This is a genomic window from Bradyrhizobium zhanjiangense, from assembly GCF_004114935.1.
GTDB classification, from domain to species: Bacteria; Pseudomonadota; Alphaproteobacteria; order Rhizobiales; family Xanthobacteraceae; genus Bradyrhizobium; species Bradyrhizobium zhanjiangense.
The window spans coordinates 8,438,212-8,463,689 of record NZ_CP022221.1; the positions used below are offsets into that span (position 1 = coordinate 8,438,212).

At 59.7% G+C, this 25,478-nt stretch carries 22 protein-coding genes and 4 pseudogenes; 14 read left to right on the plus strand and 12 right to left on the minus strand.

Annotation, left to right across the window (positions count from 1 at the left end):
- Window positions 1-422: 422 nt before the first annotated feature.
- Both XH85_RS40270 and XH85_RS40275 read left to right on the plus strand, forming a co-directional pair.
- On the plus strand, window positions 423-1,319 hold the full coding sequence (locus XH85_RS40270; protein WP_245474305.1) for an ABC transporter substrate-binding protein: 897 nt from the start codon (window positions 423-425) through the stop codon (window positions 1,317-1,319).
- Between the two features lie 236 nt (window positions 1,320-1,555).
- Window positions 1,556-2,311, plus strand: a complete 756-nt coding sequence (locus XH85_RS40275) for a ThuA domain-containing protein (protein WP_128936366.1) — start codon at window positions 1,556-1,558, stop codon at window positions 2,309-2,311.
- A gap of 583 nt (window positions 2,312-2,894) precedes the next feature.
- On the opposite strand, the gene XH85_RS40280 is transcribed toward XH85_RS40275, so the two are convergent.
- Window positions 2,895-3,926, minus strand: coding sequence for an IS110 family RNA-guided transposase (locus XH85_RS40280; RefSeq protein ID WP_128936367.1), 1,032 nt, complete (start codon window positions 3,924-3,926; stop codon window positions 2,895-2,897).
- Window positions 3,927-4,118: 192 nt separating this feature from the next.
- Between XH85_RS40280 and XH85_RS40285 the strand changes: the two genes are divergently transcribed.
- The 3 genes from XH85_RS40285 (at window position 4,119) to XH85_RS48180 (ending at window position 5,403) form a co-directional block, all read left to right on the plus strand.
- Window positions 4,119-4,562: an SgcJ/EcaC family oxidoreductase gene (locus XH85_RS40285; RefSeq protein ID WP_128936368.1), complete on the plus strand. Its 444-nt coding sequence runs from the start codon at window positions 4,119-4,121 to the stop codon at window positions 4,560-4,562.
- A gap of 162 nt (window positions 4,563-4,724) precedes the next feature.
- Entirely contained in the window at window positions 4,725-4,940 is a 216-nt protein-coding gene (locus XH85_RS40295) for a dodecin family protein (RefSeq protein ID WP_035699963.1), read from the plus strand.
- Between the two features lie 214 nt (window positions 4,941-5,154).
- Complete coding sequence (locus tag XH85_RS48180) at window positions 5,155-5,403, plus strand: YjiS-like domain-containing protein (RefSeq protein ID WP_128936369.1); 249 nt, start codon at window positions 5,155-5,157, stop codon at window positions 5,401-5,403.
- 236 nt (window positions 5,404-5,639) lie between these two features.
- Here XH85_RS48180 and XH85_RS40310 read toward each other — a convergent pair whose 3' ends face one another.
- Window positions 5,640-7,889 (minus strand): ABC transporter substrate-binding protein, encoded by a 2,250-nt coding sequence (locus XH85_RS40310; RefSeq protein WP_164940892.1) that lies wholly within the window; start codon window positions 7,887-7,889, stop codon window positions 5,640-5,642.
- 283 nt (window positions 7,890-8,172) lie between these two features.
- A complete protein-coding gene (locus XH85_RS40315; RefSeq protein WP_128937599.1) occupies window positions 8,173-8,703 on the minus strand; it encodes a DUF2380 domain-containing protein in 531 nt (176 codons plus the stop codon).
- Window positions 8,704-8,908: 205 nt separating this feature from the next.
- Here XH85_RS40315 and XH85_RS40325 point away from each other — a divergent pair.
- A pseudogene (locus tag XH85_RS40325) lies at window positions 8,909-9,960 on the plus strand (IS110 family RNA-guided transposase).
- Between the two features lie 632 nt (window positions 9,961-10,592).
- On the opposite strand, the gene XH85_RS40330 reads toward XH85_RS40325, so the two are convergent.
- Together XH85_RS40330 and XH85_RS40335 are read right to left on the minus strand one after the other, a co-directional pair.
- A complete protein-coding gene (locus tag XH85_RS40330) occupies window positions 10,593-11,126 on the minus strand; it encodes a hypothetical protein (RefSeq protein WP_128936372.1) in 534 nt (177 codons plus the stop codon).
- 274 nt (window positions 11,127-11,400) lie between these two features.
- Window positions 11,401-11,853: a cupin domain-containing protein gene (locus XH85_RS40335; protein ID WP_128936373.1), complete on the minus strand. Its 453-nt coding sequence runs from the start codon at window positions 11,851-11,853 to the stop codon at window positions 11,401-11,403.
- Between the two features lie 715 nt (window positions 11,854-12,568).
- Between XH85_RS40335 and XH85_RS47165 the strand changes: the two genes are divergently transcribed.
- The 4 genes and pseudogenes from XH85_RS47165 to XH85_RS48190 form a co-directional block, all read left to right on the plus strand.
- Window positions 12,569-12,952 carry a hypothetical protein gene (locus tag XH85_RS47165; RefSeq protein ID WP_245473862.1) on the plus strand — a complete coding sequence of 128 codons (384 nt, stop codon included), beginning with the start codon at window positions 12,569-12,571 and terminating at the stop codon, window positions 12,950-12,952.
- A 996-nt stretch (window positions 12,953-13,948) separates the two neighbouring features.
- Complete coding sequence (locus tag XH85_RS45665) at window positions 13,949-14,215, plus strand: hypothetical protein (RefSeq protein WP_164940893.1); 267 nt, start codon at window positions 13,949-13,951, stop codon at window positions 14,213-14,215.
- A 347-nt stretch (window positions 14,216-14,562) separates the two neighbouring features.
- Window positions 14,563-14,727: a LuxR C-terminal-related transcriptional regulator gene (locus tag XH85_RS48185; RefSeq protein WP_128936376.1), complete on the plus strand. Its 165-nt coding sequence runs from the start codon at window positions 14,563-14,565 to the stop codon at window positions 14,725-14,727.
- Between the two features lie 617 nt (window positions 14,728-15,344).
- Window positions 15,345-15,491 (plus strand): annotated as a pseudogene (locus XH85_RS48190) (hypothetical protein); the annotation flags it as partial.
- Here XH85_RS48190 and XH85_RS40370 read toward each other — a convergent pair.
- The 4 genes from XH85_RS40370 to XH85_RS40385 all read right to left on the minus strand — a co-directional run bounded on the left by XH85_RS40370 (window position 15,451) and on the right by XH85_RS40385 (window position 18,247).
- Window positions 15,451-16,026 (minus strand): SIR2 family protein, encoded by a 576-nt coding sequence (locus XH85_RS40370; protein ID WP_208758078.1) that lies wholly within the window; start codon window positions 16,024-16,026, stop codon window positions 15,451-15,453. The pseudogene XH85_RS48190 and the gene XH85_RS40370 overlap by 41 nt on opposite strands.
- 703 nt (window positions 16,027-16,729) lie before the next feature.
- Window positions 16,730-16,996 carry a hypothetical protein gene (locus tag XH85_RS45670; RefSeq protein ID WP_164940894.1) on the minus strand — a complete coding sequence of 89 codons (267 nt, stop codon included), beginning with the start codon at window positions 16,994-16,996 and terminating at the stop codon, window positions 16,730-16,732.
- Window positions 16,997-17,256: 260 nt separating this feature from the next.
- Window positions 17,257-17,448: a CsbD family protein gene (locus XH85_RS40380; RefSeq protein WP_128936377.1), complete on the minus strand. Its 192-nt coding sequence runs from the start codon at window positions 17,446-17,448 to the stop codon at window positions 17,257-17,259.
- 544 nt (window positions 17,449-17,992) lie between these two features.
- Window positions 17,993-18,247: a hypothetical protein gene (locus tag XH85_RS40385; protein ID WP_128936378.1), complete on the minus strand. Its 255-nt coding sequence runs from the start codon at window positions 18,245-18,247 to the stop codon at window positions 17,993-17,995.
- A gap of 922 nt (window positions 18,248-19,169) precedes the next feature.
- Between XH85_RS40385 and XH85_RS40390 the strand changes: the two genes are divergently transcribed.
- Window positions 19,170-19,541 (plus strand): hypothetical protein, encoded by a 372-nt coding sequence (locus tag XH85_RS40390; RefSeq protein WP_128936379.1) that lies wholly within the window; start codon window positions 19,170-19,172, stop codon window positions 19,539-19,541.
- A 197-nt stretch (window positions 19,542-19,738) separates the two neighbouring features.
- Window positions 19,739-20,086, plus strand: a pseudogene (locus tag XH85_RS40400) (helix-turn-helix domain-containing protein); the annotation flags it as partial.
- Between the two features lie 96 nt (window positions 20,087-20,182).
- On the opposite strand, the gene XH85_RS40405 reads toward XH85_RS40400, so the two are convergent.
- The 3 genes from XH85_RS40405 to XH85_RS40415 are packed head-to-tail and all read right to left on the minus strand — an operon-like array spanning window position 20,183 to window position 23,188.
- Window positions 20,183-21,178 (minus strand): tyrosine-type recombinase/integrase, encoded by a 996-nt coding sequence (locus XH85_RS40405; RefSeq protein WP_128930216.1) that lies wholly within the window; start codon window positions 21,176-21,178, stop codon window positions 20,183-20,185.
- Window positions 21,168-22,112 (minus strand): tyrosine-type recombinase/integrase, encoded by a 945-nt coding sequence (locus tag XH85_RS40410; RefSeq protein WP_128930217.1) that lies wholly within the window; start codon window positions 22,110-22,112, stop codon window positions 21,168-21,170. The genes XH85_RS40405 and XH85_RS40410 overlap by 11 nt, the downstream gene beginning before the upstream one ends.
- Window positions 22,109-23,188: a tyrosine-type recombinase/integrase gene (locus XH85_RS40415; RefSeq protein WP_245473863.1), complete on the minus strand. Its 1,080-nt coding sequence runs from the start codon at window positions 23,186-23,188 to the stop codon at window positions 22,109-22,111. The genes XH85_RS40410 and XH85_RS40415 overlap by 4 nt, the downstream gene beginning before the upstream one ends.
- Window positions 23,189-23,472: 284 nt before the next feature.
- On the opposite strand from XH85_RS40415, the pseudogene istA reads away from it, so the two are divergent.
- Together istA and istB are read left to right on the plus strand one after the other, a co-directional pair.
- Window positions 23,473-24,687 (plus strand): annotated as a pseudogene (istA, locus tag XH85_RS40420) (IS21 family transposase); the annotation flags it as partial.
- Between the two features lie 11 nt (window positions 24,688-24,698).
- Window positions 24,699-25,442: an IS21-like element helper ATPase IstB gene (gene istB, locus XH85_RS40425; protein WP_128930215.1), complete on the plus strand. Its 744-nt coding sequence runs from the start codon at window positions 24,699-24,701 to the stop codon at window positions 25,440-25,442.
- Window positions 25,443-25,478: the final 36 nt, after the last annotated feature.

The following is a 25,478-nucleotide window of genomic DNA, read 5'->3' on the forward strand; positions in this document are numbered from 1 at the left end:
CGCTCAGCGGCTAGCAGCTTAAGCCTCTAACAGACCGTTGGGTAGTGGCTTGAACAACAGTGCAGTGGCTTGAACAATCATATCGTAATCCAAGTTCCATAGAGCTGCGGATGTCGCAAAAGGGTCAAAAGCGACGTTCGAGGACCGCGCGGCCTAAGTCCGGTATACCCGTGATACCGGATCATCCGGGAAGCATTTCGATCTTCTTCGCTTTCGGCCCTGGCTGTGTACACAGCCAAGGCCAATACCTGACTCATGTTAAGGACGGCAGCGCTCCCCGGAACTCGGACTTGTGCTAATCTGCGTCTATGCCGAGCCGGAAGTGGTCGAGCACGATCAGGCGACGAGACTTCCTGACGCTTGTCGGTGGCGCAGCCGCCGGGTGGCCGTTTACAGTGCGCGCACAGCAGCCGACGTTGCCGGTGATCGGGTATTTGAGCAGCACGTCGTCCGGCCCTTACGCGCCCTTCGTGGCCGCATTCCAGCAGGGCCTGAAAGAAACTGGCTTTGTCGCAGACCAGAACGTAACGATCGAGTACCGCTGGGCGGAGGGTCAATTTGATCGGTTGCCAGCGCTAGCGGCCGATCTTGTTCGCCGTCAAGTAGCCATTATCGCCGTTGGCGGCGGCGGGGTCACCGCACTCGCCGCAAAGGACGCGACCTCAACTATTCCGATCGTGTTCGCGTTCGGGAGCGACCCGGTAAAGCTCGGCCTCGTCGCTAGTCTCAACCGTCCGGGCGGCAACATCACCGGCGTGAGTACCATTGCAGTGGAGCTTGGGCAAAAGCGCCTGGAATTGCTGCGCGACTTGTTGCCCAAGGCGGTTGCGGTCGGCTTTCTCATGAACCCCGGCAGTCCGAATGCTGCGTTCGATTTGACTGACATGCAGCTAGCAGCGAGCAAGCTCGGACAGCAGCTAATTATCGTTTACGCACGCGATGAACGCGAAATCGATACGGCTTTTTCAGACCTCGTACAGCAGCACGCCGCTGCACTCGTTGTTCAACCCGAACCATTCTTGTTCAGCCGGCGCAATCAACTAGTCGCGCTAGCCGCGCGCTATGCCATTCCCACGCTTTACTTTGAGCGTGCATTCGTGACAGCCGGTGGGCTAATGAGCTATGGACCCGACTTCAGGGAGGTGAATCGCCAGGCAGGCATCTACACGGGCCGCATTCTCAAGGGTGCCAAGCCTGCCGACCTGCCGGTGATCCAGTCGACCAAAATCGAGCTGGTGATCAATCTCAGGGCCGCCAAGGCGCTCGGCCTCGAGCTGCCGGCGACACTCCTCACATTCGCAAACGAGGTAATCGAATGACGGGTCGCTCCACGACCGCTTCGGGTCAGTTGCGTCGTTTTGACCAGTCATCGGCTGCTTCCGGTCCTCCCCGATAAGCGGACTTTTTCGGAGTCGGCAGGTCTAGGGGCCAATGAGCGACATTGCCAAGCCGAGGCATCAACTGAACCGTGGGCATCAAACCGGGCGGTACCGCAGGGCGCGCCGCACGCTGATATGTGTTAAGCTTTTCTGGCCGGTTAGGCATCGGGAGAGGATTGACGCGACGCGAGTTCATCGCGCTCGTCAGCAGCGCGGCGGCAATCCGACCGCTCGGCGCGCGTGCAGAGCGCCCGCCAGAACGTGTGCTTTACTTCACATACTCGGCCGGCTATCGGCACGACGTCATACCGCTTTCCGAGGCAATCCTGATGCAGCTTGGAAGGAATTCCGGCGCCTTTGAAATCATCGCATCGGAAGACTTGTCTGAATTTTCGATCGGAAATCTTGAGCGGTACGCCGCTGTGATGTTCTACACAACCGGTGAAATTCCGATGAGCGGCGTCCAAAAGATGGCACTTCTCAACTTTGTGCGCTCGGGCCGCGGCTTCCTCGGCGTTCACTCGGCCACGGACACATTCTACACTTGGCCAGACTATCTCGATCTGATTGGCGGCTACTTCAATGGTCATCCTTGGCATCAGGGTGTGACTATCGAGGTGGCTGATGCGGCAGATCCACTGGTGGCGTTTCTCGGGAGTTCATTGCAGTTGAACGATGAAATCTACCAGATCAGCGACTTCGACCATCGCGGATCACGCGTGCTCCTGCGTCTCGACCAAAGCTCGGTGGACCTCAGCAAGGCCGGTGTGCATAAACGCTTCTATGGTTGGCCGCTCGCCTGGAAACGAGTTTTCGGCGAAGGACGAGTATTCTATTCGGCACTCGGCCACGAGGTGTCAGTCTGGCAGGACCCGCGCTACCAGACAATCCTCACTAACGCTATCCTCTGGTCTACAAGAAGGTCGGCCTAGTGCCACCAGATTGCTCTACGGCTTATGGCTTCTCGAAACGCGACCTACGGGCAACCATTGTGGCGGCTATCGACAATGCCGCTCGCCTTGATCGAGATTGGCTGTCGCCCGGCATGTGGGATTCTCGGAAGTATCCGAGCCGATGCGCGACGCTAGAAGGAACTAAAAGCCAAGGACATCATTGGGCTACTGCCCGCCTAATGCTGGTTATCACTTCCGTTAAGGGTCAAAATGCGAAGAACTCAACGTGAGCAGATCCAGCCCGCTATGCCCCATTGAACGGACCTCAATGAGGCGTGCCGCCACTTCGCTGATGGGCCATGTGTGGACGGCTCCGGGTTGGCAAGGAGAATCTTCACTTTGCGGCGTTGGTCGGAGCGGCCATGTGTTCGGCCTGTTTGCGCGGTTCACGTGACCGCTGGCCATAATGCCCTCCGCGGATCAGGTCCCGATCAAAAGCACGCATTCGGAGATGCCGTGGCCCATGTGGGTTGTCCTGATCGCCGGATCGACCGGCGCTGCATTAAGTGCTGTTCGCCCTTCCAACCGTTACGTCACACCGGCATGTCCGGCGTAATCTCGTTTACGCCATGAGAGCGGCGGGTTCCTTGTAGCGTTCGTTCCTCGCCATCATCGCCCAGGCTATCCTGGCGAGTTTGTTGGCGAGCGCGATGGCAGCGACCTTAGTTGCTCGCCGCGCCAGCAATGCGGAGAGCCAGGGTCGACGCCCCGTTCCATGGATTTTGGCATAGCGGATCACGGCGAGTGCGCCGGCCGTGAACAGGCTGCGCAAATAGCGATCGCCCTGCTTGCTGATACTGCCAAGCTTGTCCTTGCCTCCGTTCGAGTTCTGCTTCGGCACGAGCCCAACCCAGGCCGAGAAGTCTCGACCCGATCGGAACGCCTTGGCATCAGCAACGCTCGCGACCAGCGCCGTTGCCAGCGCCGGACCAACACCAGGGATCGCGTCCAGTCGCTTGCTCGTCGCGCTCGATCGATGCCAGGCGACAATACGCCTGTCGAACTCCAGGATTTGCACCTTCAGCGCCCGCAATTGACTGCCGAGAACAGCAAGACATGCGCGGGCCACCTCCGGGAGCCGGCGGTCAGCTGTATCGGCGACGACTTCCAGCAACTGATCGACGCCCCGGCGCCCGACCGGGGCGACAATCCCGAACTCGGCAAGATAGGCGCGGATTGAATTGATGACGGCAGTCTGCTGGCGGATGAAGAGGTGGCGCGCTCGATGAAGCATCAGACAGCTCTGTTGCTCGACCGTCTTGGTCGGCACGAACCGCATGCTGGGTCTCGTGACCGCCTCGCAAATCGCCTCCGCGTCGGTGGTGTCGTTCTTTTGCCGCTTGACGTACGGCTTCACATAGGCCGGAGGCATCAATCGCACCGTATGTCCCAACGCCTGCAACTCACGGGACCAATAATGGGATGATGCGCAAGCCTCGATCCCCACCAGGCACGACGGCAACTTCTCAAAGAAGGACAGCACGAAACGGCGCTTGAGTTGACGCCGTATGACCACTTGCCCGGCTGCATCGACGCCATGCACTTGAAAGACCGACTTCGCAATATCCAGACCGATCGTCGAAATTGACTGCATAGGCTGCTCCTCCGAATCGTGGGAGCCTCAAAAACGGCGCCCATACCTTGGCACTCTCGTGCCGGTGGAGGAGCCGTCCACAGCATCACGAGCGGAAGCGGATCGCCTGCGGGTCAGTAAATCAGCGAACGCCTATGAGGTTTCCCTCGCACTTGCTTAGTTCTAGTATTTGAACTTTCAAAGGAGGCTTCTATGCGAAAGGTTTTATCAGCAGTCATGTTAGTCGCCTCGGTCTCCTTAGCTCATGGGGGGCCAAAGGAGGATGCTTACCAAGTCGTAGCGAAATGGGGCAAAGAATTCACCGATGCCGACGTGGATGCAATTGCCAAACTCTACGCGCCCGATGCATTGATGATTGGGACATTGGGAAAGGTCGTATTGACGAAGCCGGAACAGATCCGCAAATATTTCGATGTTGCGCTAAATACCGGCAAGCCTCGTACCGCCACCCTCGACAGTTCTGAAAGCCTCGTGGTGGATGACAACACGGTCGTCATTACTGGCTTTGACACGCTCACGGGCACGAAGGACGGGCGGCAAACGATTGGTAAGGGCCGCGTAACTTTCGTAGTTGCTAAGCGCGGGTCGGATTGGATGATTGTCCACCTTCACCGGTCTCCATTGCCCGCTACATAGCGACAAGAAGTCGTTCACATGCCGTGGGCATGGATCACTTCAGTGACGCCGTCGTGAAGAACCCTGCCGTCGGCCAAAAATCCAAGAACCCGCAACTGCGGGAATGGCACACCAAGAACCTGACAAGATTACCGGGCCTCAAGTTCAGGACAGGAGGACGACATGCCTGACAGCGTCTACAAGGTCATAGAACTGGTCGGTACCAGCAGCGACTCATGGGAGAAGGCGGCTGCCAATGCGGTCGAGCAAGCTGCAAAATCTCTCCGGGATCTTCGCATCGCAGAGGTCGTCAAGCTCGATATGCAACTGGATGACAAAGGAAAGGTTGAGGCCTATCGCGCCAAGCTCAACGTATCGTTCAAGTTCGAGGGCTCCTGAGCCTCAGCACCTCGCCCCTTGCGGGGCGAGGTGGGCTATTAGAATCGATGCGGTGACAGGCGCGCACATCTGGGCCGACGGGAGCGCGACCTGACGGACGTGTTCGCCCTCTAGGACGAAGTCGCCGTTGCTGTCGTCTCGGCCATTGAGCCGAAATTGCTTCAAACGGAAATTGCGTTGGCGACGCGACGGCGGCCGAACAACCTTACGGCCTATGATTTCTATCTTCAGGCTTTGCCTGTCCGCATCGAGACAAACCCTCGCGCCGGTTCGACTTGGGCTGAACCTGCTCGCCAATTACCGCGCCGCCCTTCGCGAAAGACACGAACGCCGATGGCTAAAGGCCAACTTGTCCCGACTGGGCGACATGGCGCTCCACGATATCGGTATCTCGCGCGGCGAGATCGGCTGCGTCGCCGCGAACCGAGACGTCGATCCACGAGGCGTCCGATCCGCAGGATGATCCCACAACTGATAACGGTGGATGGCTGGCATTGGAGACGCCGGGCCTGTCGTTACCCTGACGCCAACTTCCGGATCGGGGCATGAGCGTCGGTTTGAGCGTTAGCGGGTGACTTCTGGTCTCACCTCGACTTCGGACGTTTCCCCGTGCCGCGCGATTGGTCGCGAAGGCCAGATCCGGACCCATGCTGCGAATTTCAAGAAGGTGCGGCGGATCGGCGAGGTATCCACGCTTACTCACACGGCATAACGCCGGTAGAGCACGACGATTACAGCGAGTGCCGTCCCGGCATAAATGATCCGCGCTGCGTGATCCAAAATAATAGCGGCGCGCTTTCGGCCGGCGTCTCGAAGTTTTTCATGTTTGTAGCCCGCCAATATCGTCATCAGGCATAGTATGAAGAAAATGTAGAACATCTCTTCGACTACCACCGTGTATCCGACATCGCCCACCTGACTGGCGACCGTCACGAGCAGCACCGCGCTCGCCAGGATCGAGGTCACTGGAATCGTCACGCGTTCACGAAACATGGTTTCGGGAAAGAACAGCGTCGCGAACACGACGAGCACGAGCAGAAACAGCGGCAGCAGGTTCTTCAGCATGTAGATGGCGGAGCTGCGGCGCAGCATGATGGTCGCATCGAAGCCTGCGAATTCCGTCATTGCCTCGGCACCAAACAAAGACGCCTTTCCGAGCGTCGATCCGCTGGACTGAGATTCGACAAAATAGTTCAGTCCGAGAAATCGCCAGAGCTGAAGTCCGGAATAGGCCCCGTCCTCGGCCCGCGAGCTTCCATCATCGGCGAGGCGCAAGCCGAACCGATCGATGACGTAGGTGATGAGTTCCCGACGCTGTTCCGTGTTCTGGAGATGCAGGCGCAGTTGCTGCGTGTCGAATGGATAATCATGGAGATCGAAACGACCCTTGAAATCGCCGCTGATGCGATAGAGCCGATAGCTCAGGCCGTCTTCTCGTCCAGCCTGAATTGGCCGAGCCGGATCGAACGCCCCGCGATCCGCCAAGGCCGGAAATTCGACATGCGTCTGCGCCTCATCGTCGCCGGCGAACCGCATCCAAAGATAGAAGTCGACGCTGAACGAATTCAGTTTCACGTCGATCCGGTTGACGCGAATAATGTCGATGCCGGTATAAACGACGCGCTGTATCCAGTAGTGTCGGTCGCCGAACGTGACGACATGGCCCTCCTCTCGTTCCGCGGCGAGATCGATTCCTTTGGGCTGATCGATGCGCACGAGTTGCAGCGGCGCAGTGACGAACAAACCGTAACGGAAGAAACCCAATCGAATCGGGCGCGGAATGTCGCGGTTCGCGTTGAAATAGAGCCGCCCAGTCAGCCCGACGACCGCCGATTTCGGATCGTCGATCGCGGCGAGCGCGACGCGCACACGGTCGCGATCTGCAACCTTGCTGTCGGATCGTTTCTGAATCCCCTGCCTCATAAACCGGGGATGTACGGCAGCTCGTTTTAGCGCATCGATCATCAGGCGCGCAGCGTCATACGAGCCGCCGGCAACCCAGCTTGGCAAGGTTCCCGCTTTCGCTTTGTAGTCGGCGGCAAAGACCTGCGCTGCCACGCCGGCACTGTCGAACATCAGCGAGGAAGCAGCATACAGATTCTCGCTGAAGAAACCCGGCTGCGCGTTTTCCTCGGGCTCATTGGCGAAATTCTGCAAATAGCTTTCGCGGGCCGCGGCTTGGGATGCAATGATCATTCCCTTGATGCCGCGGCGGCGGAGCGCCTTGACGATGTCTGCGCTAAAATCGGTTGCCGCGCCGACGACAATAACACCGGGCCCGGGCTCCTGCGCGGCAGCGTCCAGCGCCTCATCCGTCGATCCGATCTGACCGGCTGCGACGTCCAGTCCGAACACACGCAACTGCTCCGCCGGATAGGCCGTCGCAAATCCACGCTCAAAACTCTTGCCGTAGGAATCGCGCGTGTGAACGAGACGGACTTTTGGCTCCCTCATCACGGCGCGCAGATGTTCCGCGATCGAGCGCGCCTGCACGGAGACCGGCGACAGCGCGCGAAAATAATATTCACTGTTGTTTGTCAGATCGTCGGCAGCCGAGCTTCCCGTGAGCGCCGGTATCCGCGCATCCTTATATATCGGCGCCGCCGCGAGCGACGCGGAGCTGAGATAATGTCCGAGCACAGCGACGCACGGGCTGTCGGCAATCGCCTGCGCATTCGCGCGCGCCACGGCTGGGTTGCTTGCGTCGTCGAACAGAACGAGCTCAATCAGCCGTCCGTTGACACCCCCCTTGGCATTCACCTCGTCGATTGCAAGCTGCGTCGCGACCAGGCTTTCCGCCCCGGCCGGGGCGGACGGGCCAGAGAGCGAATTGGCGAATGCGATGCGAATAGGCTCTGGGCGCGTCCAGAGGATGGCGGCCCAGGCGACAGCAAGCACCAGGACCACGCCCGCAACAATGGCAAGCCACACTGTCGGCCGCTGCTTCATCGTCGATCCTCGTATCGGTCGGCATAAGCCGAGATTCGTCAGATCGAAGCCTCAATCAGGCCGAGATTGCCGCCGCTGACAGCGTTTTTCAAGCCCGCCCCATCGCCACCGGCAGAATCAAGACCACTCAAGGCGGATGAAGGAAAGTGCGTGGTGCCGAAGGTCAGAGCTGTCGGCCGTGGCCTTGTCCACCCTGATGAGCCGACGAGGAGCGGCTTGGCCCGGACTTCGCGTTCGGGCCAAAACCGGACTCGCGGGGCCATGCACATGCGCCGCGCGTCGCCTATTGCTGTGATCTGCTTTCTAGCAGCCGGTCGCGGATCTCCTCCGATACAAAGCGCTCCGCCCGCTGCCATGCTTCGTCATTGTCACCGCGGAACTGGAAGTACTTTCTGAACATGACGCGCTGGGCTGTTGTATCGATGGCGGCAATCCGCGCAATCTGCACCAGCGTGCTTAACTTTTGAACGATGCCGATAATCAGGATCTGCGCGCCGGCCTGTGACGCCGCGCGCAGCCGATCGCGCAACGCCCGTCCGTCGGTCGGACAATTTGGTGCGCAGGAGGACGGCACGAGCTCAAAACGGCGGTCTGCCGTGACATCGTCCCGCAGCGCGGTCACGAAAGCCCGCAATCGCTTTTCATGCACGGCCGTCTGATCGGTGGGCTCGCTCGACGTGTCTCTATATTTGAAATCGTCGACGGAGACAGTCAAAGCGTGGTCGGCGGTCGCGGCGGATGCATCTGAGATGAGGCTGAATCCCAAGAATAGACCGGCTGTGGTAACAGCGTGCAAGAGGGAGCCGTGGCGCATGGCGATCACTCGATCTCCCCCTTACTGAGGCCATCTTAGAAGATCGATTCTTTCCGCCTCCTATCGAAGAAATTAATCCTTGGTAATGCTACGCCGCCGCCTATGGCAGCGCAGCGCTAATGTCTGCTAATGGGATGGTCCGGCCATGCTCCGGCCCTGCCAGCAGCGAATGCTGGCAGGGGGCACCGAAGACAAGGAGCACGCCATGTCTCAGAAACTCAACGCAGCGATCGCCGTGATCGGCATCGATATCGGCAAGAACTCGTTCCACATCGTGGGTCATGATCACCGCGGTGCCATCGTGCTGCCGGCAGAAGTGGTCACGCGGCCAGGTGGAAACGCGGCTCGCCAACCTCCCGCCGTGCTTGATCGGTATGGAGGCCTGCGTCGGCGCCCATCATCTCAGCCGCAAGCTCCAGATGCTTGGCCACGACGCCCGCCTGATGCCGGCGAAATACGTGCGCCCGTATTCGAAGGGACAGAAGAATGACTTCCGAGATGCGGAAGCCATCGCCGAGGCGGTCCAACGCCCGACCATGAAGTTCGTCGCGACCAAGAGCGCCGATCAGCTCGACCTACAGGCACTGCACCGCGTCCGCGATCGATTGGTCGGTCAGCGTACTGGCGTCATCAATCAAATCCGTGCGTTCCTGCTGGAGCGGGGCATCGCCGTGCAGCAAGGCCCGCGTTCCCTGCGATCCGAGTTGCCGGGTATCCTCGCGACCCGCACCGATGTGCTCTCGCCTCGCATGTTGCGCATCATCGAGGGGCTGGCGGACGACTGGCGCCGGCTGGATGAGCGTATCGAGGGTCTCTCGAGCGAGATCGAAACACTCGCCCGTCAAGATGAGGCCTGCCAGCGCCTGATGACGGTGCCTGGCATTGGCCCGATCATCTCGAGCGCAATGGTGGCCGCGATCGGCACTGGAGAGGTGTTCTCGAAAGGCCGCGACTTCGGCGCCTGGCTCGGACTGGTGCCGAAGCAGATATCGACCGGCGACCGTACGATCACGGCGCGGCAATCGCTACCTGCGCGCGCTGTTCGTGCAAGCCGCGTGGGTTGTGCTGGTCAAGGTCAAGTGCTGGGAGCGCTATGGCCTCAACTTGTGGATCGAAGCCGCCAAGAAGCGATTGCACCACAACGTGCTGGCGATTGCGCTCGCCAACAAGCTCGCCCGGATCGCCTGGGCGGTTCTCAATAAGGGACGCGCCTTCGAATGCGTCACGACGGAGGAGACGGCGTCCCGACCGGCCTGATCCTCGCGCCGTGCGCGGGGCCGTCAAGGCGCAGCCTGGCAGCAGCAGAGCAAGACGTCAGGACAGCACGACGGCCGGCCTTGACGGCCCCTTGCGCGCGGCGCGTCTGCGCGCGCAGGCCGGGACGAAGGAGCGACCGCCAGGCACGAACAAAGGAACAGCGCGAAGTGAGGAGCGATCGATGACGTAACAACACCCTTACCCGCCGAGGTCTGCGAGAGGATGAGACGACGATGGAGAACCGGTCTTCCCGGCGCATGCGAACACTGGTGACCCAAATGGCCCGTCTGAGGCCTGTCCGCTAACCAGATCCCATGCGCGCTGATATCCATGATGGCCCGGAGCACTGCGCTCCAAGCCGAGGCCGGATACATTGATGCAAGACCGCATCTACCGGATCGTCGAAATCTTCTTGCACCGCGCGGCCGGACCATACAAGTGGGTCAGTAGCTGCCTTTGTCGCCCGGCTCAAATTAGTTCTGCTTGTGTCTCGAAGCCGACATTGCGGCCAGGAACGGACATACTTAGGCAGACGCAGCCGCAAGACTTCTCGTTCGAAATGTAAAGGCCCCGCTCGGCTTCGGCCGCAGCGGGGCCAGTCTAGATGCTCTCATGCTGGTGGTGCCAAATGTTCATTTGGTCGGATCAGGTCGCGAACTTCCGACGGTAGCCGAAATTTTGTACTCGCCGCGGAGTTCATCCCACAAGGCCGTGTCGCTGACCAGCACGACGTGGTACTCACCACGGCCCGTGATCCCGGTATATTTTCCCGTGCCGCCAGTGAACTCGAAGGTGCCGCGGAACTCTTTCGGCTTCGCGTCTTTCAGGACGTACTTGGCAAAGACCTTGGATCCGTCGGCCTCTGTGAAGGTCTTATGGCCGCCGCTGGAATTGCCAGCATCCGTCAGATCAACAACCTGATAGCGAGCTTTGTCAAGGAAGGGCTTGCCATCGGCATTGAACACGGCGCCGTCGTATTCGGTGACCGACACCGTATGGTCAGCCCTATCTTCCAGCTTCACGCTCTTACTGGACAGGGTGACCAGAACGGCTCGACCGAACCATTGGCCCGCTTCTTCTGCCAAGGCCGGGACAGTGGCCGCCGGGACTGCCAAAGCAAGCACAACACAACCGCACATCCACGATGAATTGAGATGATACCTCATGGTTTCCTCCCAGAGGGGTTGCGGGTTACAAATTTGGTCGGAGCAAGTATCTCCATCATCAATTTCCACGATGGCAATCATACTCTGCTTCGAAGGAGGAGTTGCGCAGAACGATGTATGGATGATGCGTCTATTAGACGCGTAGTCTTGCACGTTTCCGTTCAGATCGCGGCGCTGCCAAGAGATGCGCGACTCACGCGCTGCCAGCATATCTATTCGATCACCTCATCGGGGGGACACGGAGTAGTTGGTTGCGCCGCCCTTGGCGCTCTTTTTACTTCTTGCGCGGGTCGTCGGCCGGGTTAATGAACTCGATGCCCCCTGGCCCGGTGAACACAATTTGGACGATCGTCTCCTCGTTTGTCGTCCAAACATAATGGGGATGCTTCGCTGTCAGCGCGAATACGGAACCCGCCTTCAACAGCTCCCCTTGCGATGGGTCGAACTTTTCACCCATGGCATTCCCGAAGCTGCCACTCATCACGGTGACGACCTCGGCGTAAGGATGTATGTGCGGGGCAACTTTATAGTTCGGGGGGGATTTCACGCGTTGGACGATTGTCTCGGCTTTGGTCGGGTCGCCGATCAAGATCACGGTTTGCACGCCCTTGAAGACCGGATGCTCCGTCCATGTTAACCCATCGGGCTTGACCACTTTCATCGCGTTTTGGGCCATCGCAGGACCTGCGAACAGGATCAATGTCGCTACGACAAAAGACTTTTTCATCCTAACCTCCCAATTAGCGAAGCTGGACAGCGTAAATTTTACGGCAAAATACAGAATCAGGCACTAAGCCATTAGGGGGTAGCGTTGAACGGTCCATCGCCTAACCCGCCAATAGCCGATATCACAATAGGCTCAGCCTTGTTCGGCTAGGGCCAGGAGACGACATTGGCGAGCGGATGATGTGAAAGAGGCCGCCAATGCGGACGGCCTCTTGTTCGATTAGTGAGGAGAAACTTCGATTAGCGAGGAGAAACCATTGCGGCCACACTGAACGCCACCACGCAGGCGGCGGCAAGCGACCAGAGCACTATTGCGATCTCTCTAGGCATAGAGCTTCAACACCGCTTGGTGTTCCGGGTTCCTTTAGGGGCGCGGCGGAAGCGTTTGCCGTGGCGGCGCTTCATGCCTAGTTGGCGCCGGCGTTCTCGTTGCAACAGTAGGACGCGTCGGCTCCTCGATTCTGTTTCCACGCACCATCCAAGCAGCAAGGCGCTGCAGGCTACGACGCCACGCGCTGAAAGACGGTTCGGCAACATCATCGTCCATCCCACAACTATTAGCTGCGGCAGGGTTTACGATCAGTTGCAATTTGGGAAAGATCGGCAAAAAAGTTGTTGTGCTGCTTCGAGCAGGCGATGAATGCTGTCTCGTCGCAAATTTAAGTTCCTCTCCGGCCGGGAAAAAATGGTAAGTTCCTCGGGCTGGGGACGCCTTGATGGCAACCTATTACGCATACCTTTTGGACGAGACCGGCCATGTGGCCAGCCGGATCGATCTGGAATGCGCCGACGATGAGGCAGCTAAAGAACGCGCGCAGTACCTGCCGCATGAAAACGGCGCGGAACTGTGGCTGCTAGATCGGCTCATCGCTGTCCTCGGGCCAACCGTCCAGGCTCAGCATCCCATGGACGTCGCCGATAAGCTGGAAAAGCTTTTGACCGACGCCGAGGATTGCGCGCTGCTCAGCAAGCTTGCCGCTGATCCCGCCAAGCGCGAACGCTTCGCTCGGCTTGCCAAAAGATTTCGGCAGATGGCCAGAAAGTTGGACACCGCGATCAAGGCCAGTGCCGATCCCGATGATCCCATAGCTCCGGGCTAGAGTGCCCGACACAGCCAGTCCTCTCTCGACTGGCGGCCGATCTCGTGTTTTCGAGACTTCCCGGTCTTTTGAGTCTCAATTTGCCTGCATATCGGGGACGCACCCCCTGTACATGCCATGCAACTGTTTGCCTTCGAGGAAAATGGTTCGGGAAGTTAGACCTCCGCGACTGTCAAGCCACCGTTGGACTGGCGAGGGATACATCGAGTAAAGCATCCGAGTCGCGCCCTGATGTGTGAAGGTCCGTCCACTCCTGCCGAACTCCCACGCAGCATGAAAGGCCAATTTCGCTCTTGAGGTTACGCAAATGTTGTCCGCAGCGATGGTCGCTAAGACAATCGTGCAGGCTGAGGCGCAAAGCCCGTCTATTACGACGGATTGATGCGAAGCGCGCATCTTCTCGTATCTCTCTATGTAGTAGGCGATTGGTCCGCCGCGATCATTGACAATGCGTATTGCGGAATGGCCTGGACTTGCGCCAGCCAGTAAGAGGTTTCCTGCCAAGAACGTTGCTATCGGTCCTCTCATATGGCTCGCTCCACGATGTAAGATGCCGGATGCGGCAGTGATTACGTGATGTCGTAGCTTGGTAATCTTCGCTTCGGGCTTTGACTCAAGAGAAGTGCGCATAGCGAGACACAGAGATGCCACCGCCCTCCGTTCCGATGGGAGCGGCGCCTGACAGCTTGCACCACTTGCTAAGGCGTTAGCCCTGCCTTCTTGAGCCCGAGGGGAAGGGACGGCATGAAGAACTGGCTCGCGTCGTCCCAGGTGCTCGTCTCAATACCGATAGTATGGGTACTGGCCGGGACACACCCAATTTCCGTAAGTGTCGTAGGTGCAATTGTTGTAACCGCCGTAGTAGCCGTAGGCGCCGGCTGCCGCGGCTCCTACCGCCGCTGCACCTAGACCATACGCCGCACCCCTATATGCTCCGCGGTAGGCCGCATTGCGGTAGGCCCCTCGGGCGACCGCTGCGCGCGCCACAGGTCGGCCTTGTACTGGTCGGTATCCGTAACCACGCCCAGCGACGCCATACCGGCCGCCGCCTCGCACATGCGCAACGCGCGCGCCGCCGTGGACCGCCCCAGCGCGCATGCCGCCGCCATGAAATCCACCGCCGCCACGGAACCCACCTCCGCCGCCACGGCGGGCGTATGCATCGTCAGGAATAAGGCTGACCGTGACGAGAACCAGAGCAGCCAAAAGAGTGAGCAGGCATCGAAGCATGGCATTCCTCCATTGCTTGCAGGGGTGCCGTGAACTTGCGAGGCGATGCCGCTCGCACATCGGCACGCAACGGAAGCCTTTGCTCCGGTTCAAGTGGACGTTTGATTTACATCAAGTGCCTGCAGTTTTGATCTCAGCCCTTCCTTTCTGAAGGTCTCCGGCGCTGTAGCGCGAAGCCGTCTGCTCGGAGGCCGGCGGTTCTTGTCTCAGAACGATAGGATAACGAGCGCCAAGCGTTCAGCAAAGCGAACGAGGCATACCCGGCTTCAAAACCGTCCTACGCACGATTGGCCTCCCTGCTCAACGGCACCGTGTTCCGCCTAGCATGTGCTTTTTGATGGCGATAAGAGGTACTTACCTAGTTCGGCGGGGTAAGATTGATGACCGAGCAAAATCTAAGCCCGCGGGAAAAGCAGCTCTTAAGGCGTCTCGCCGCAGGGAAAACCGACAGACAGATTGCTGCCAAGCTCGGTGGGACAATTGATCAAATCTCCGACCAAAGGAAGCGTCTGCTTAAAAAGCTACGGATCACTTCCCAAGTCTAGATGGCTGACGCAGCCGCTCGCCTAGCGGAATGGCGGACCTATCGAGGCATCACTTAAGTTCACGCGAGCGTGGCTATGAAGGCGGCTATGGGTCCAGTAGCTGCCTTTGTCGCCCGGCTCAAATTAGTTCTGCTTGTGTCTCGGAAAGCGCGAGAGCGGTCCCCGCCCCTCCACCTGCGCAAAGCAAATCTGCAGCAGCTATTAGCGCTCAGGCCGGATCAGCGTGGCACCGTTCGAGCGCGGGGAGATTGGACCTGACCTATTTCTGGCGGCTTGCCGAATGGGACTTGAGGGCCTGGTCTCCAAGCATCGCGATCGACCCTATCATGGCGGTCGGCAGAAGCACTGGATCAGCGTGAAGAACCGGAGCCACCCGGCGATCGGAAGGGAGTTATGAACTCCGTGTGCCCGGGAGAACTCGCACCATCAAATTAATCTGGATGAAGATCATCTGGGACGCTGCCCCTGCGATTTTGGCGATACGATATCAGCCGGCGCGCTGCGTAAGTGGTGCGTCGGGCGGCCCCCGTGCGTCCGCAGCCAGCCCAGGCACGCCCGGGGTTGGCAGGCGAATACTTTCTTGATCGCTCGTTTTTGCTCTTCTCCAAAAGAAGTGCTGCAAGCGATTCGAGAAAACCTGCAATTCCACGGAGAATAGTCCATGGATTTGGGTTGGATCGAGTGCAGTCCAGCATGATGGCCGTCCCATCCAGATGGAGACCGTCACGGTAGTCGAATGTCCGTCTCAGGCAGTGCCAAACTAAGTCCAGACGGGCGGAACCTTTGTACGTGTGGCAAGCCGTGGAGATAGACCACCCCGTTCCAACGACTGTTCTTTGGTATTGGCAACATAGGTGCCGCAAATGAATTAAAAGCCTTGCCCGGGCGTTTCTTCACTCGTTCAAAAATGCGGTCGAAGTTCGTTGTCACTAGGCGGACAGCGCCGTCACGACAGCGAGCGAGCTCTAGCAAAGCTGCGTGCGTATCCGTTGCACCCTTCCGGTGCCATTTTGGCTTCAGGACTTCAGGCAGCTTGTGCCGCACAGCAAGACGTTGTCCCGGCATTCGATGCTCTAGCAGGTCGAGCGTGGCATCGAACTGACTTCGGCCGTAAGCCTGCTCCTCAATGGCAGTGCGTTTCGTGCCGAGGCGGTTGTAGATGTCGTCTACCAGCCCAGCAAATCCTGGCAACCCTGCCGGATACGAAATTCCAGCGCCGCAAAAGAAGATAACGCGACCTTCCTCATGCGCCTCCAAGAGATGATCGGGGATATCAGGGCCGTTTGCGACAAATTGCATAGTAAAATCGAAGGGCTGCGGGAAAATGACTGATCGGTTGTGGTAGTGAGTCGATCAGTACCGGGACAACCGGCTACCCGCAATGGCGACTTTAGGTCGAGCCACGCCCCGCCCGTCGATTCGCGGCTTCGAGCTGCTGCACATTCGCTGCCTGTCTCGAACGCCGAGGAGCGGGCGGGACGGTCTTGATCCACTCGTCCGCCCGCTGCGCTCGTTGTTTCAATGCAGCCCGATTGGCCGCCCACCGCGCTATACGGAGCGGGACGCGCAACGACCATATTTTAGACGTCCAGCCGACTTGGAATTTGCGATGGCATCGGGAGGCAACGGAAGCAACGCCAAGGCGTTCATCCCCAACGGGTCTCCAGCGTCAGTTATCACCACGCGGCAGCTTCGCGACAGCTCGACGGAGCTTGATTTCGGATGCACCGAGCACAGATCAGCTCGCCGTCGCCGGCCGGTGGCGCGAGAAGGGTTAGCTCTTGTTGCGCGAACTCTTCCTCGCAGTGATCGCAGCGGCGTGGGATTTCGAGCATCCGCGCATTTGCTCACGTAGTTGTGGTGGAATTCGACAAAGGCGGCCGGAATGAACCCAAGAACCGCTGGTCAGTTGGTGGTCTGGAAACACAAAAAGGTCGCGCCGACAGGAATCGGCGCGACCTTTCTAGAATTAGCCAAAGACGCTCGGGAATGATGTCCTCGACTATTTCTCTTTGATGACAGTCGTGCTGCTGCTACTGCCGACTGTTCCTTCCTCGCAGACTTTGGTCTGCTTGATGCGGTCTTCAGCTTCCACGCGGGTCTTGAAGGCCATCGGACCGATCTGCGTTACGACTTCCTTGTCCGCCGGACGTGTGGTGGTAATCGTACATTGATGGCTCGGACCTTGTACGACGTAGTACTCATCAGCTAGTGCTGGGGCGGCGCATCCAATGATTAATACGCCCGCAAGCAGAAGTGGTGCTTTCATTGTCGCCTCTCTTTTCAAGTCCTGCCGAACAAAGGACGAGCGCGATCAAGAAAGATGCCGCGTGCCGCTACTGCGCACACGACCGCTCATCCTTCTATCTTCTCGGCGGTTCTGTAACTCGTCGGAGACTTCAGAGTTCCCCGATTTCTAGTGCATGCAAGCTGCACCAAACCGGCTGAGAGGTTGGTTGCGATGTTCTGAGGCGCAAACAAATGCCGCTCCGAAAGAGCGGCGAGTGCTAAATCTGCTTGTGAGTGAACTCACTTCTTCATGGCGTCTGCTGCGTCCCTCGCCGCATCCTTAACATCACCTGCGGCATTGTGCACCGAGCCCTTGGCCTTGTCGGCTTTGCCTTCCCTTTGCAGGTCCTTGTCGCCACTCAGCTTGCCAGCACCTTCCTTAATCCTGCCCTTGGTCTTGTCGGCGACACCCTTCACGTGCTCGCGATCCATAACGTGCTCCTTTAATGTGGGTTGACGCCCCAACGCACGAGAAAGTTCAGCGTTCCGAATAGCGCTATTGAGCAAAGCCTCGGCTGAGTGGCCTCTTATGCGGCAGCACAATTGACCAAAAAAGTATCTCGGTCCTCGGTGGCTACTGATGGGGCGTGGCACCCGAGGTGCGCAATCCAAGCCAACGTTTCCACCGCATCTTTGCTCGTGTGGCACCGTCAAGCAGAAGTCGCGGAGCGTTGCACATTTACAACCCACACAGCCATTCGAGGTAGTAAGCTGGTCGGTCAGAATGACTGAAACATATTTCGTGTTTACTTCGAAAGATCAGCGGGGGCGAAAAGTGTTTGATGTCTATCGCAACGACAAATGCGACTTGCTTGTCCTAAGCAAAGGCTCTGCGATGCCCGCGCCCGCAACACGGAAGCCGGGACCGAGATGACGCTGATGCACCGGGACATGCCCCACCGCTCGCACAGGCGGGACTGTATCAGCGCGATCCAGCCTGTCACGGACAACCAAGGTAAGCGCCACGGTAAGCCCATCAGTCTTTCAGCATGAATTGTTTGCGAAGTTCGGCGGCGATGGTCTCGACACGATCCTGAATGGCTTTGGCATGCTTTGGCGCGGTAACGACCGTAGCCCGCCAGCCGAGGATCGAGTCTTGGCGAACTGATACGTACACGCCGCCCATCAGCAGCCTCTGATGGATCAGATCTGCAAGTTCAGCACTAGTCTTTAACTGCCTTGCCACGGAGTCCGCCGCGAATTGATGATCTGCCCCTGCCCAAACGGCCAAGTCAGCTCATCACCTGCATGCCCAAGTGTTGGTCTTCGGCCCACCTTGATAGGTGCAGAGCTTCAAATCCCAAGTCGGGTATTGGTCGGCGACCAGCGGCCCATAGTAGGCCCGAACATCCGGCACCCTTTGCTCCGCCAGCCGAGCCGTTTTTTGCCAATGGCCATAGCTCTGGGCGGCAGAGGCAACGCTAGACATTGTCACGGATGGCAACAATAGGATGACAGCGAGAAGATATTTGCTCCTCATGGCTTCTACTCCCGATCAACGATGAAGCGCGTGTGCGCCCCTCGCCGGGAAAAGCGCCTCGCCCGCTCGCCGGGGTTCAGGGTTGAGCAGGCGTGGACGCTGTTCTGCGGCGAGTAGTTCGGCAGCCGCAGATAACTTTCGATAGGACCGCGTGTCGATGCAACACGTAGGTCCCCACGCAAACACGCTGCATTCCGCATAGTTTATTGCAAGCGCGCAGCCGCGTACAGCGCTGCTGCAACGCAATAATTTGGGCTTGGGACGAGTCGTAGGACAGTCCTGCCTCGATATGAGATGTCGGCTCGAGAGGACCATCACGCGAGGGCGCCCGGGAGAATTTTCCGGCGCCGGTCTATCGATGGTCCCTCGGATTTTTTCTGCATTTATCCGTGAGCCCCATTAATCTGCAGATTGGAGTTCCACTAAGGGGGCAACCTGATGTCGGAGATCGACCCGCATACGCTGGAAAGCCATCTCTCTAAGCTAGGAGAGGACTGCGAGTCCTTGACGATTGTGTTCGGCGTGCAGAACGCACGTACCATGTACCCGCCCTACACCGTGGGGAGGGAGTTCATCGCTGGGAGCGAATCATACGGACCACGCAAAGGCTAGGCCCCTCGTGGCGCCGTTCAACAGCATCCAACAGATCATCTGTCACCCGAGGAAGACCTAGGTGATCAATGAGACAAGGGTGCTACAACGGCCGTTGCCGGATGACGTGCTCAAGATCGTGATGCGCGGGGCCGGAGAAGGAAGACAGGGCAGCAGCGTAGATGTTCCTATGACCAACATTCAGACGTTCATCGTGGGACCCAATACGCCGGAGTTGGCTATCTGCGCGCGATGGCGCGCCAATGCTTTTTCGGTACTCCAAGGATCCCTCGAAGAAGAATTGACATCGCTGGAGTTGTTTACTTCCGACCAGAGCCATGGTGTGGCGCTTGTCGCGAAGTCCGATGGCGAGCCGATCGGCACATGCCTTCTCGTCGAGTCTGAGATCGAGCCTAACCATGATGTGTCGCCATGGCTTGCAGGCTTGTGCTGATTCCGCTCGATGTCGCCCACCATTCCGGAATGATCTCGCCCACCGTTCCGATTTGATCTCGCCCGCCATTCCGAGATGATCTCGCCCACCATTCCGGGATGATGTCGCCCGGGGTGACGAGGCCTCTTCTGGCTCCGATACGGTCCCGCCTTTCGGCTTTGCGAAGGGGGACCTGGATGCCGACGGAGAGGCTTGCGATGCGCCACGTGCGCGATGTGATCAGATTGAAGTCGGCGGGAATGTCGACCCGTGAGATTGCGCGGCGGGTGGGGACGGCCCCATCGACGGTGCGGTTGACGATCCGCCGGTTCGAGGCGGCGGGGCTGAGCTGGCCGTTGACCGACGACATCACCGACACGGAGCTGGAGGCCCGGCTGTTCGCCAGCGCGGGAGCCGGGCCCGGCACGCGGCGGGGCCATCGCCGGCAGGCGGAGCCGGATTGGGCGGCGGTGCACCGCGAACTCCGGCGCAAGCACGTGACGCTGGCGATCCTGTGGGAGGAGTACATCGCGGGCGAACCCGGCGGGTATCGCTATTCGCGTTATGTTGCCGCCAGATTTATGTTGTCGCTGCTGGAGCGAGCCAAGGATTGCGCCAATTTCCTCGGCTCGCTCCGCAACATAAGAGTGTGACCTTTCGACCTACAGGGCCTTCAGGAATGCCATCAACGACGGGAGAGAGGGTTGCCGAGGCGGCGGCCTCAGACTGCTGATGTCGACCCTGGCTAACGCCTCTGCTTTCATTTCCAGGTCGACTTCAGCATAGATGTGCGTGGTGTCTAATGACACGTGGCCCAGCCAAGCACGGATCGTGTTGATGTCGACGCCGGCGCGCAGCAGGTGCACCGCCGTTGTGTGCCGAACCGTATGTGGGCTTACGCGCTTCGTCGCCAACGTCGGCACCGTTTCGCCCGCCATGGCGGCATATTGCGTCACGAGACGGTGTATTCCGAAGCGCGTCAAAGGCTGGTTCGTCCGCCCGAGAAAGACCGCTTCACTTTTGTTCCGGTCGGCCACAAGACGAGTCAACGAGGTTGCGGTCGTTGACCACAATGGACAGATTCTAACCTTGTTGCCCTTACCGTGAAGTCGCACTGACGGAGACGCACCCAGTTGGAGATTGCCGACCGTCAATTTTGCTGCCTCATCGGCGCGAGCACCGCTGTTGTATAGGAAAAGCAGCAGAACATGGTCCCGCACCCCAAGACTCGTGCGTCTGTCAGGTTGATTTAGCAACGCGTCCATCTCGGCCTTTTCGAGGTATCCGATCGCGGTCTTGGCCGTCTTCTTGAACGGCACTGCCCGTATCTCGGAACACCAGGCCAGGTGGATCGGCGAACGCGTCCCGATAAAGCGCGCCAGTGAATGGATGGTCGCCAGCCGTTGGTTGCGGGTAACCTCGCTGCACCGGCGATCGCGCTCCAGGTGGTCCAGGAACTTGCGGACGACTTCCGGCGTCAGCTCTTCCACGGTCATGCGATCGATGGCGCAGCCTCCCTGCTTGCTGGCGAACGGCAGCAACAATGTCAGCGTGTCGCGGTAGCTGGCTTGGGTGTTGCGGGAAAGATTGCGCTCGGCGACCAGATGTTCCAGCAAGAACCGCCGGATCCACGGACCAAGCAGGCTCTTATCCTTCATGGTCGGCCTCCATCGCGTACAGGGCAAAGCGCTCGCTGGCCGCCTGGAGGAGATCTGGCGTCATCTGCAAATAGCGCTGGGTTGAACGGATATCGATGTGGCCAAGGTAGGTGGCGAGTTGCGGAAGCAGTCGCTGCACCTCCTGGCCGGAGCGATACCATGCAATTACCCGGTGCACCGCGGCTGTGTGGCGAATATCGTGCAGCCGTGGAGGTCGAGGCTCGCCGACAGGGCAACTGATTCCGGCGGCCCGGCGGACATGCTGAAACCAGGAGATGACCCGCACATAGTGCCACGGTCGACTGCCGCGCGTAGTGAATAATGGAGATTCTTGCCCGCGCGGCAGAGGGAGCCGGCGACGGCGCTCGACGTACTCGACCAATTCCTGGTTGAGCTTTGGTCCGATAGGCACGAGGCGCGTTTTGAAGAACTTCGTGTCACGGACGGTGATGACCTGATCAGTCAGATCCACGTCTTGCAGGACCAAACGAAGCGCCTCGCCAATGCGCATGCCGCTTCCGTACAGCAATAAGAGGAGCGTACGGTACATAGCTGGCACATGAGGGCGATGCCCAACCTCCAGGATCGAGGTCGCGTCCAACAGGCGGCGCAGTTCTTCCGTGGAATAAACATAGGGCGTTTGTTGCGGCAGCAGCTTTGGAAACGATGTCGGCAGTGGGGAGGATGCTGCGTACCCGCGACTGATGGCGAATCGATAAAGGCCGCTCAAAACCCTATATCGCAGCATCCAGGTGGCACTGAGCGATCCTTTGCCTTGGAGGAACTCGGCTACCGCCTCTGGGGTGACTTCGCCGATATCTCGATTGCCCATCGCTCGGCAGAACCTACGGAGCAGAACCTCAGCCGACTCGAAACGCGCCCCCAGTGAGCGCTGCTTGGCCAGATAGGCGTCGACAACATGGGTCAGCCTCATTGGAGGCCTCCCAGGTCGAACGCTCCGACCTCGCGAAGCGCCTGCATGTTCACCTTGGCGTAGATGCTGGTTGACGCCGCGCTGCGATGTCCCAAATGGTCCCCGATCTCCTTTATCGACAGACCTTCGGCGAGAAGCCGGGAGGCGCAGGCGTGGCGCAACGCATGGCCACCGCGGTGGGCAGCGTCGATTCCAAGTGCAACAAATCTGCGGTTGGCGACATCATAAATGCTCCCTGCCTTCAACGGTCGACGGGGCGCGTGCATGCAGAGGAACACTTCCGGGCACGATGATAGCGGCCGCACCGTGTCGATGTAGCGGGCGAGCGCCTCAGCCGCAGAGGGAACCAGGGGATAGATCTGCGGCTGCCGGCGCTTCAGGCGGAAAAGCCGTAGCGTCCTACCGGCCCAGTCAATCTGATCAAGGCGCAATGCCGCCGCTTCGCCGCTGCGCATCCCGTAGACCGCGAGCAACAGCAGGATCGCACGATCGCGGATGTCCCGGGGGTTGTCAGTCTCGGCGTCGGCCAACATGCGCTGCACGTCGAACCAATCTGGGGCATACGGCAGCGACTCCTGACGATAAAGCCGAGGCCGGCAAATCGAGGCCGCTAAGCGGTCCGTACACATTCCCCGCTTTGCCGCGTAGCGCAGAAATCCCCGCAAGGCAGAGGCTGTGTTGGCCACCGAAACGCGGGACCATCGTCCCGTCGCCTGGGCGACAAAATAGGCGTCAACGTCTTCAGGCTGAAGGTCCCTGAGTTGCCGGTTGGTTTTGTCGCACCAGCGCAGGAACCTGCCGATTATCCGGCTCCATTGCTCCACCGTCGATGGCGAGAATCCGCGCTCATTGCGCATCCATGTCACATACTGGTCGAGTTGGCTCTGGTACTGAAACACGACGGTTGGTTCACGCCACCAACCGAGAAATCGAAGCCAAGGCCGTCCGATGTCGACCACTCTTCGTGCTGCGGTGGCAGCCCCCGTCAGGCGCAGACGCTCGGTCGCGATCCGTTGGAGTGCCTCGATATCGATGCCCTGCGAAGCATCTGGACCGAGACGTGCGGCAATCCGCAACAGCTCGTTGCGCTTGATCTTGAGAGAAGCTGCGGTCGCACCGGCTTCTGCACAGTGGCGAAGGTACCGGTACCGCTCGTCGGTGAATGGCGCGTCATCACGGTGGGGTACGGTCAAGGGAATGGAATATATCGTCTGATCCATAGCGAGCCTCCATTGGACAAAAGGTTCGCTACCCAGACGTCGAATTATGTTGCGTGAACAATGCCCGCAGAGCTCAGGCTCCCCGCAATTATCGCTCCTTGCACAACATAAATCTGGCCGCAACATAACGCGAAATATGTGATCGTGAACATATTTCGCGCTTCTGCGAGCTTTACCGCGCCTGGGAAGGCCGCCTGTCGGTGACGATGCGCCAGTCGCATGCGGCCGGCGACAAGCTGTTCGTCGACTATGCCGGCGACGGCGTGCCGGTGGTGATCGACCGGTTCACCGGCGAGCGGCGCGCCGCGCAGATCTTCGTCGCGGTGCTCGGCGCATCGAGCTTCACCTACGCGCAGGCGACCTGGACGCAGGGGCTCGCCGACTGGATCAGCGGCCACGTCGGCGCCTTCGAGGCGATCGGCGGCGTGCCGGCGCTCTTGGTGCCGGACAACACCAAAGTCGCGGTGATCAAGGCCTGCCTCTACGATCCTAGGATCAATCGCAGCTACGCCGACATGGCGGCACATTACGGCACCGCCATTCTGCCGGCCAGGCCGCGACGGCCGCGGGACAAGGCCAAAGTCGAGCAGGCGGTCCTGATGGTCGAACGCTGGCTGCTCGGGCGGCTGCGCCACCGCACCTTCCACAGCCTCGCCGACGTCAACGCGGCGATCGCCGAGTTGATGATCCGGCTCAACGAGGAGCGACCGATCCGGCGGCTCGGTGTCACCCGCCGCAAGCTATTGGAGGAGATCGACCGGCCGGCGCTCAAGGCCTTGCCGGAGAGCCCTTACGTGTTCGCCGAGTGGCGGATCTGCCGGGTCAGCATCGACTATCACGTCGAGGTCGAGGCGCATTACTACAGCGTCCCGCATCGCTTCGCCCGCGCCGAGGTCGAGGTCCGCTTCACCGCCCGCACCGTGGAGATATTCCACAAGGGTGAGCGGATCGCCGCGCATCAGCGCATGAGCGGCAACCACAAGCACACGACCGTGCCGGAGCACATGGCGTCCAGTCATCGGCGCCACGCCGGCTGGACCATCGAGCGCATCCGCAAGGACGCCGCCTCGATCGGACCGGCCACCGCGGCGCTGTGCGACCTGATCCTCGATGAACGCACGCACCCCGAGCAGGGCTTTCGCGCCTGTCTCGGCATCATCCGGCTCGCCCGATCCTACGGGCACGAGCGGCTCGATGCCGCCGCCATGCGGGCGATCGACATCGGCGCGCGCACCTACGGCTCGGTCAAATCGATCCTCGCCAACAATCTCGATCGGCGGCCTTCACCCAAGCGTCCCGCGGACGACGCGCCGATCCTCCATCCCAACATCCGCGGGCCGCGCTACTACAACTAGGAGATCATGCCTTGCTCACGCATCCGACCCTCGATCAACTCCATCAACTCGGCCTTCACGGCATGGCCAAGGCCTTCGCCGACATCGAAGCCGGCGGCGAGGCTGCCAGCCTCGGCCACGCCGAATGGCTCGCGCTCCTGCTCGAACGCGAAGCCTCACTGCGACGCGACAAGCGGCTCTCGAAGCGGCTGCAATACGCCAAGCTGCGCCAGCAGGCCTGCGTCGAGGACATCGACTATCGCACCCCGCGTGGCCTCGACCGCAGCCTGCTGACGATGCTGGTCGAATGCCAATGGATCGATGACCACGCCAACCTTTTGATCTGCGGGCCATCCGGCGTCGGCAAGAGCTGGCTCGCCTCCGCGCTCGGCAACAAGGCCTGCCGCGACAACCGTTCCGTGCTCTATCAGCGCGTCCCGCGGCTGTTCACCGATCTCGCTCTGGCGCGCGGAGACGGCCGCCACCCCCGTCTGTTGCGTGCCCTCGGCCGCGTCGATCTTCTCATCCTCGACGACTGGGGCCTCGAGCCGCTCGATGCCACGGCCCGTCACGACCTCCTGGAGATCCTCGAGGACCGCTATGGCCGCCGCTCCACCATCGTCACCAGCCAACTCCCCGTTGATCAATGGCACGCGCTGATCGGCGACCCCACCTACGCCGACGCCGTTCTCGATCGCCTGGTCCATAACGCCCACCGGATCGACCTCAACGGCGAGAGCATGCGGCGAACCCGCAAACCCGGCCGGAAGGCCTGAGCCCGTGGCGCTGTGGACATGCCGCTGCACTTGGAC

What these genes read in the sequence shown, in the direction of transcription:
- XH85_RS40280 (WP_128936367.1), bottom strand. Translation starts at nt 3,926, where the DNA reads ATGCAGTCAATTTCGACGATCGGTCTGGATATTGCGAAGTCGGTCTTT.
- XH85_RS47165 (WP_245473862.1), top strand. Translation starts at nt 12,569, where the DNA reads ATGGCAACCTATTACGCATACCTTTTGGACGAGACCGGCCATGTGGCC.
- XH85_RS40380 (WP_128936377.1), bottom strand. Translation starts at nt 17,448, where the DNA reads ATGGATCGCGAGCACGTGAAGGGTGTCGCCGACAAGACCAAGGGCAGG.
- XH85_RS40335 (WP_128936373.1), bottom strand. Translation starts at nt 11,853, where the DNA reads ATGAAAAAGTCTTTTGTCGTAGCGACATTGATCCTGTTCGCAGGTCCT.
- XH85_RS40285 (WP_128936368.1), top strand. Translation starts at nt 4,119, where the DNA reads ATGCGAAAGGTTTTATCAGCAGTCATGTTAGTCGCCTCGGTCTCCTTA.
- XH85_RS40370 (WP_208758078.1), bottom strand. Translation starts at nt 16,026, where the DNA reads ATGCAATTTGTCGCAAACGGCCCTGATATCCCCGATCATCTCTTGGAG.
- XH85_RS40330 (WP_128936372.1), bottom strand. Translation starts at nt 11,126, where the DNA reads ATGAGGTATCATCTCAATTCATCGTGGATGTGCGGTTGTGTTGTGCTT.
- XH85_RS40405 (WP_128930216.1), bottom strand. Translation starts at nt 21,178, where the DNA reads ATGAAGGATAAGAGCCTGCTTGGTCCGTGGATCCGGCGGTTCTTGCTG.
- XH85_RS45670 (WP_164940894.1), bottom strand. Translation starts at nt 16,996, where the DNA reads ATGAAAGCACCACTTCTGCTTGCGGGCGTATTAATCATTGGATGCGCC.
- XH85_RS40295 (WP_035699963.1), top strand. Translation starts at nt 4,725, where the DNA reads ATGCCTGACAGCGTCTACAAGGTCATAGAACTGGTCGGTACCAGCAGC.
- XH85_RS48185 (WP_128936376.1), top strand. Translation starts at nt 14,563, where the DNA reads ATGACCGAGCAAAATCTAAGCCCGCGGGAAAAGCAGCTCTTAAGGCGT.
- XH85_RS40410 (WP_128930217.1), bottom strand. Translation starts at nt 22,112, where the DNA reads ATGAGGCTGACCCATGTTGTCGACGCCTATCTGGCCAAGCAGCGCTCA.
- XH85_RS40310 (WP_164940892.1), bottom strand. Translation starts at nt 7,889, where the DNA reads ATGAAGCAGCGGCCGACAGTGTGGCTTGCCATTGTTGCGGGCGTGGTC.
- XH85_RS48180 (WP_128936369.1), top strand. Translation starts at nt 5,155, where the DNA reads ATGATTTCTATCTTCAGGCTTTGCCTGTCCGCATCGAGACAAACCCTC.
- XH85_RS40315 (WP_128937599.1), bottom strand. Translation starts at nt 8,703, where the DNA reads ATGCGCCACGGCTCCCTCTTGCACGCTGTTACCACAGCCGGTCTATTC.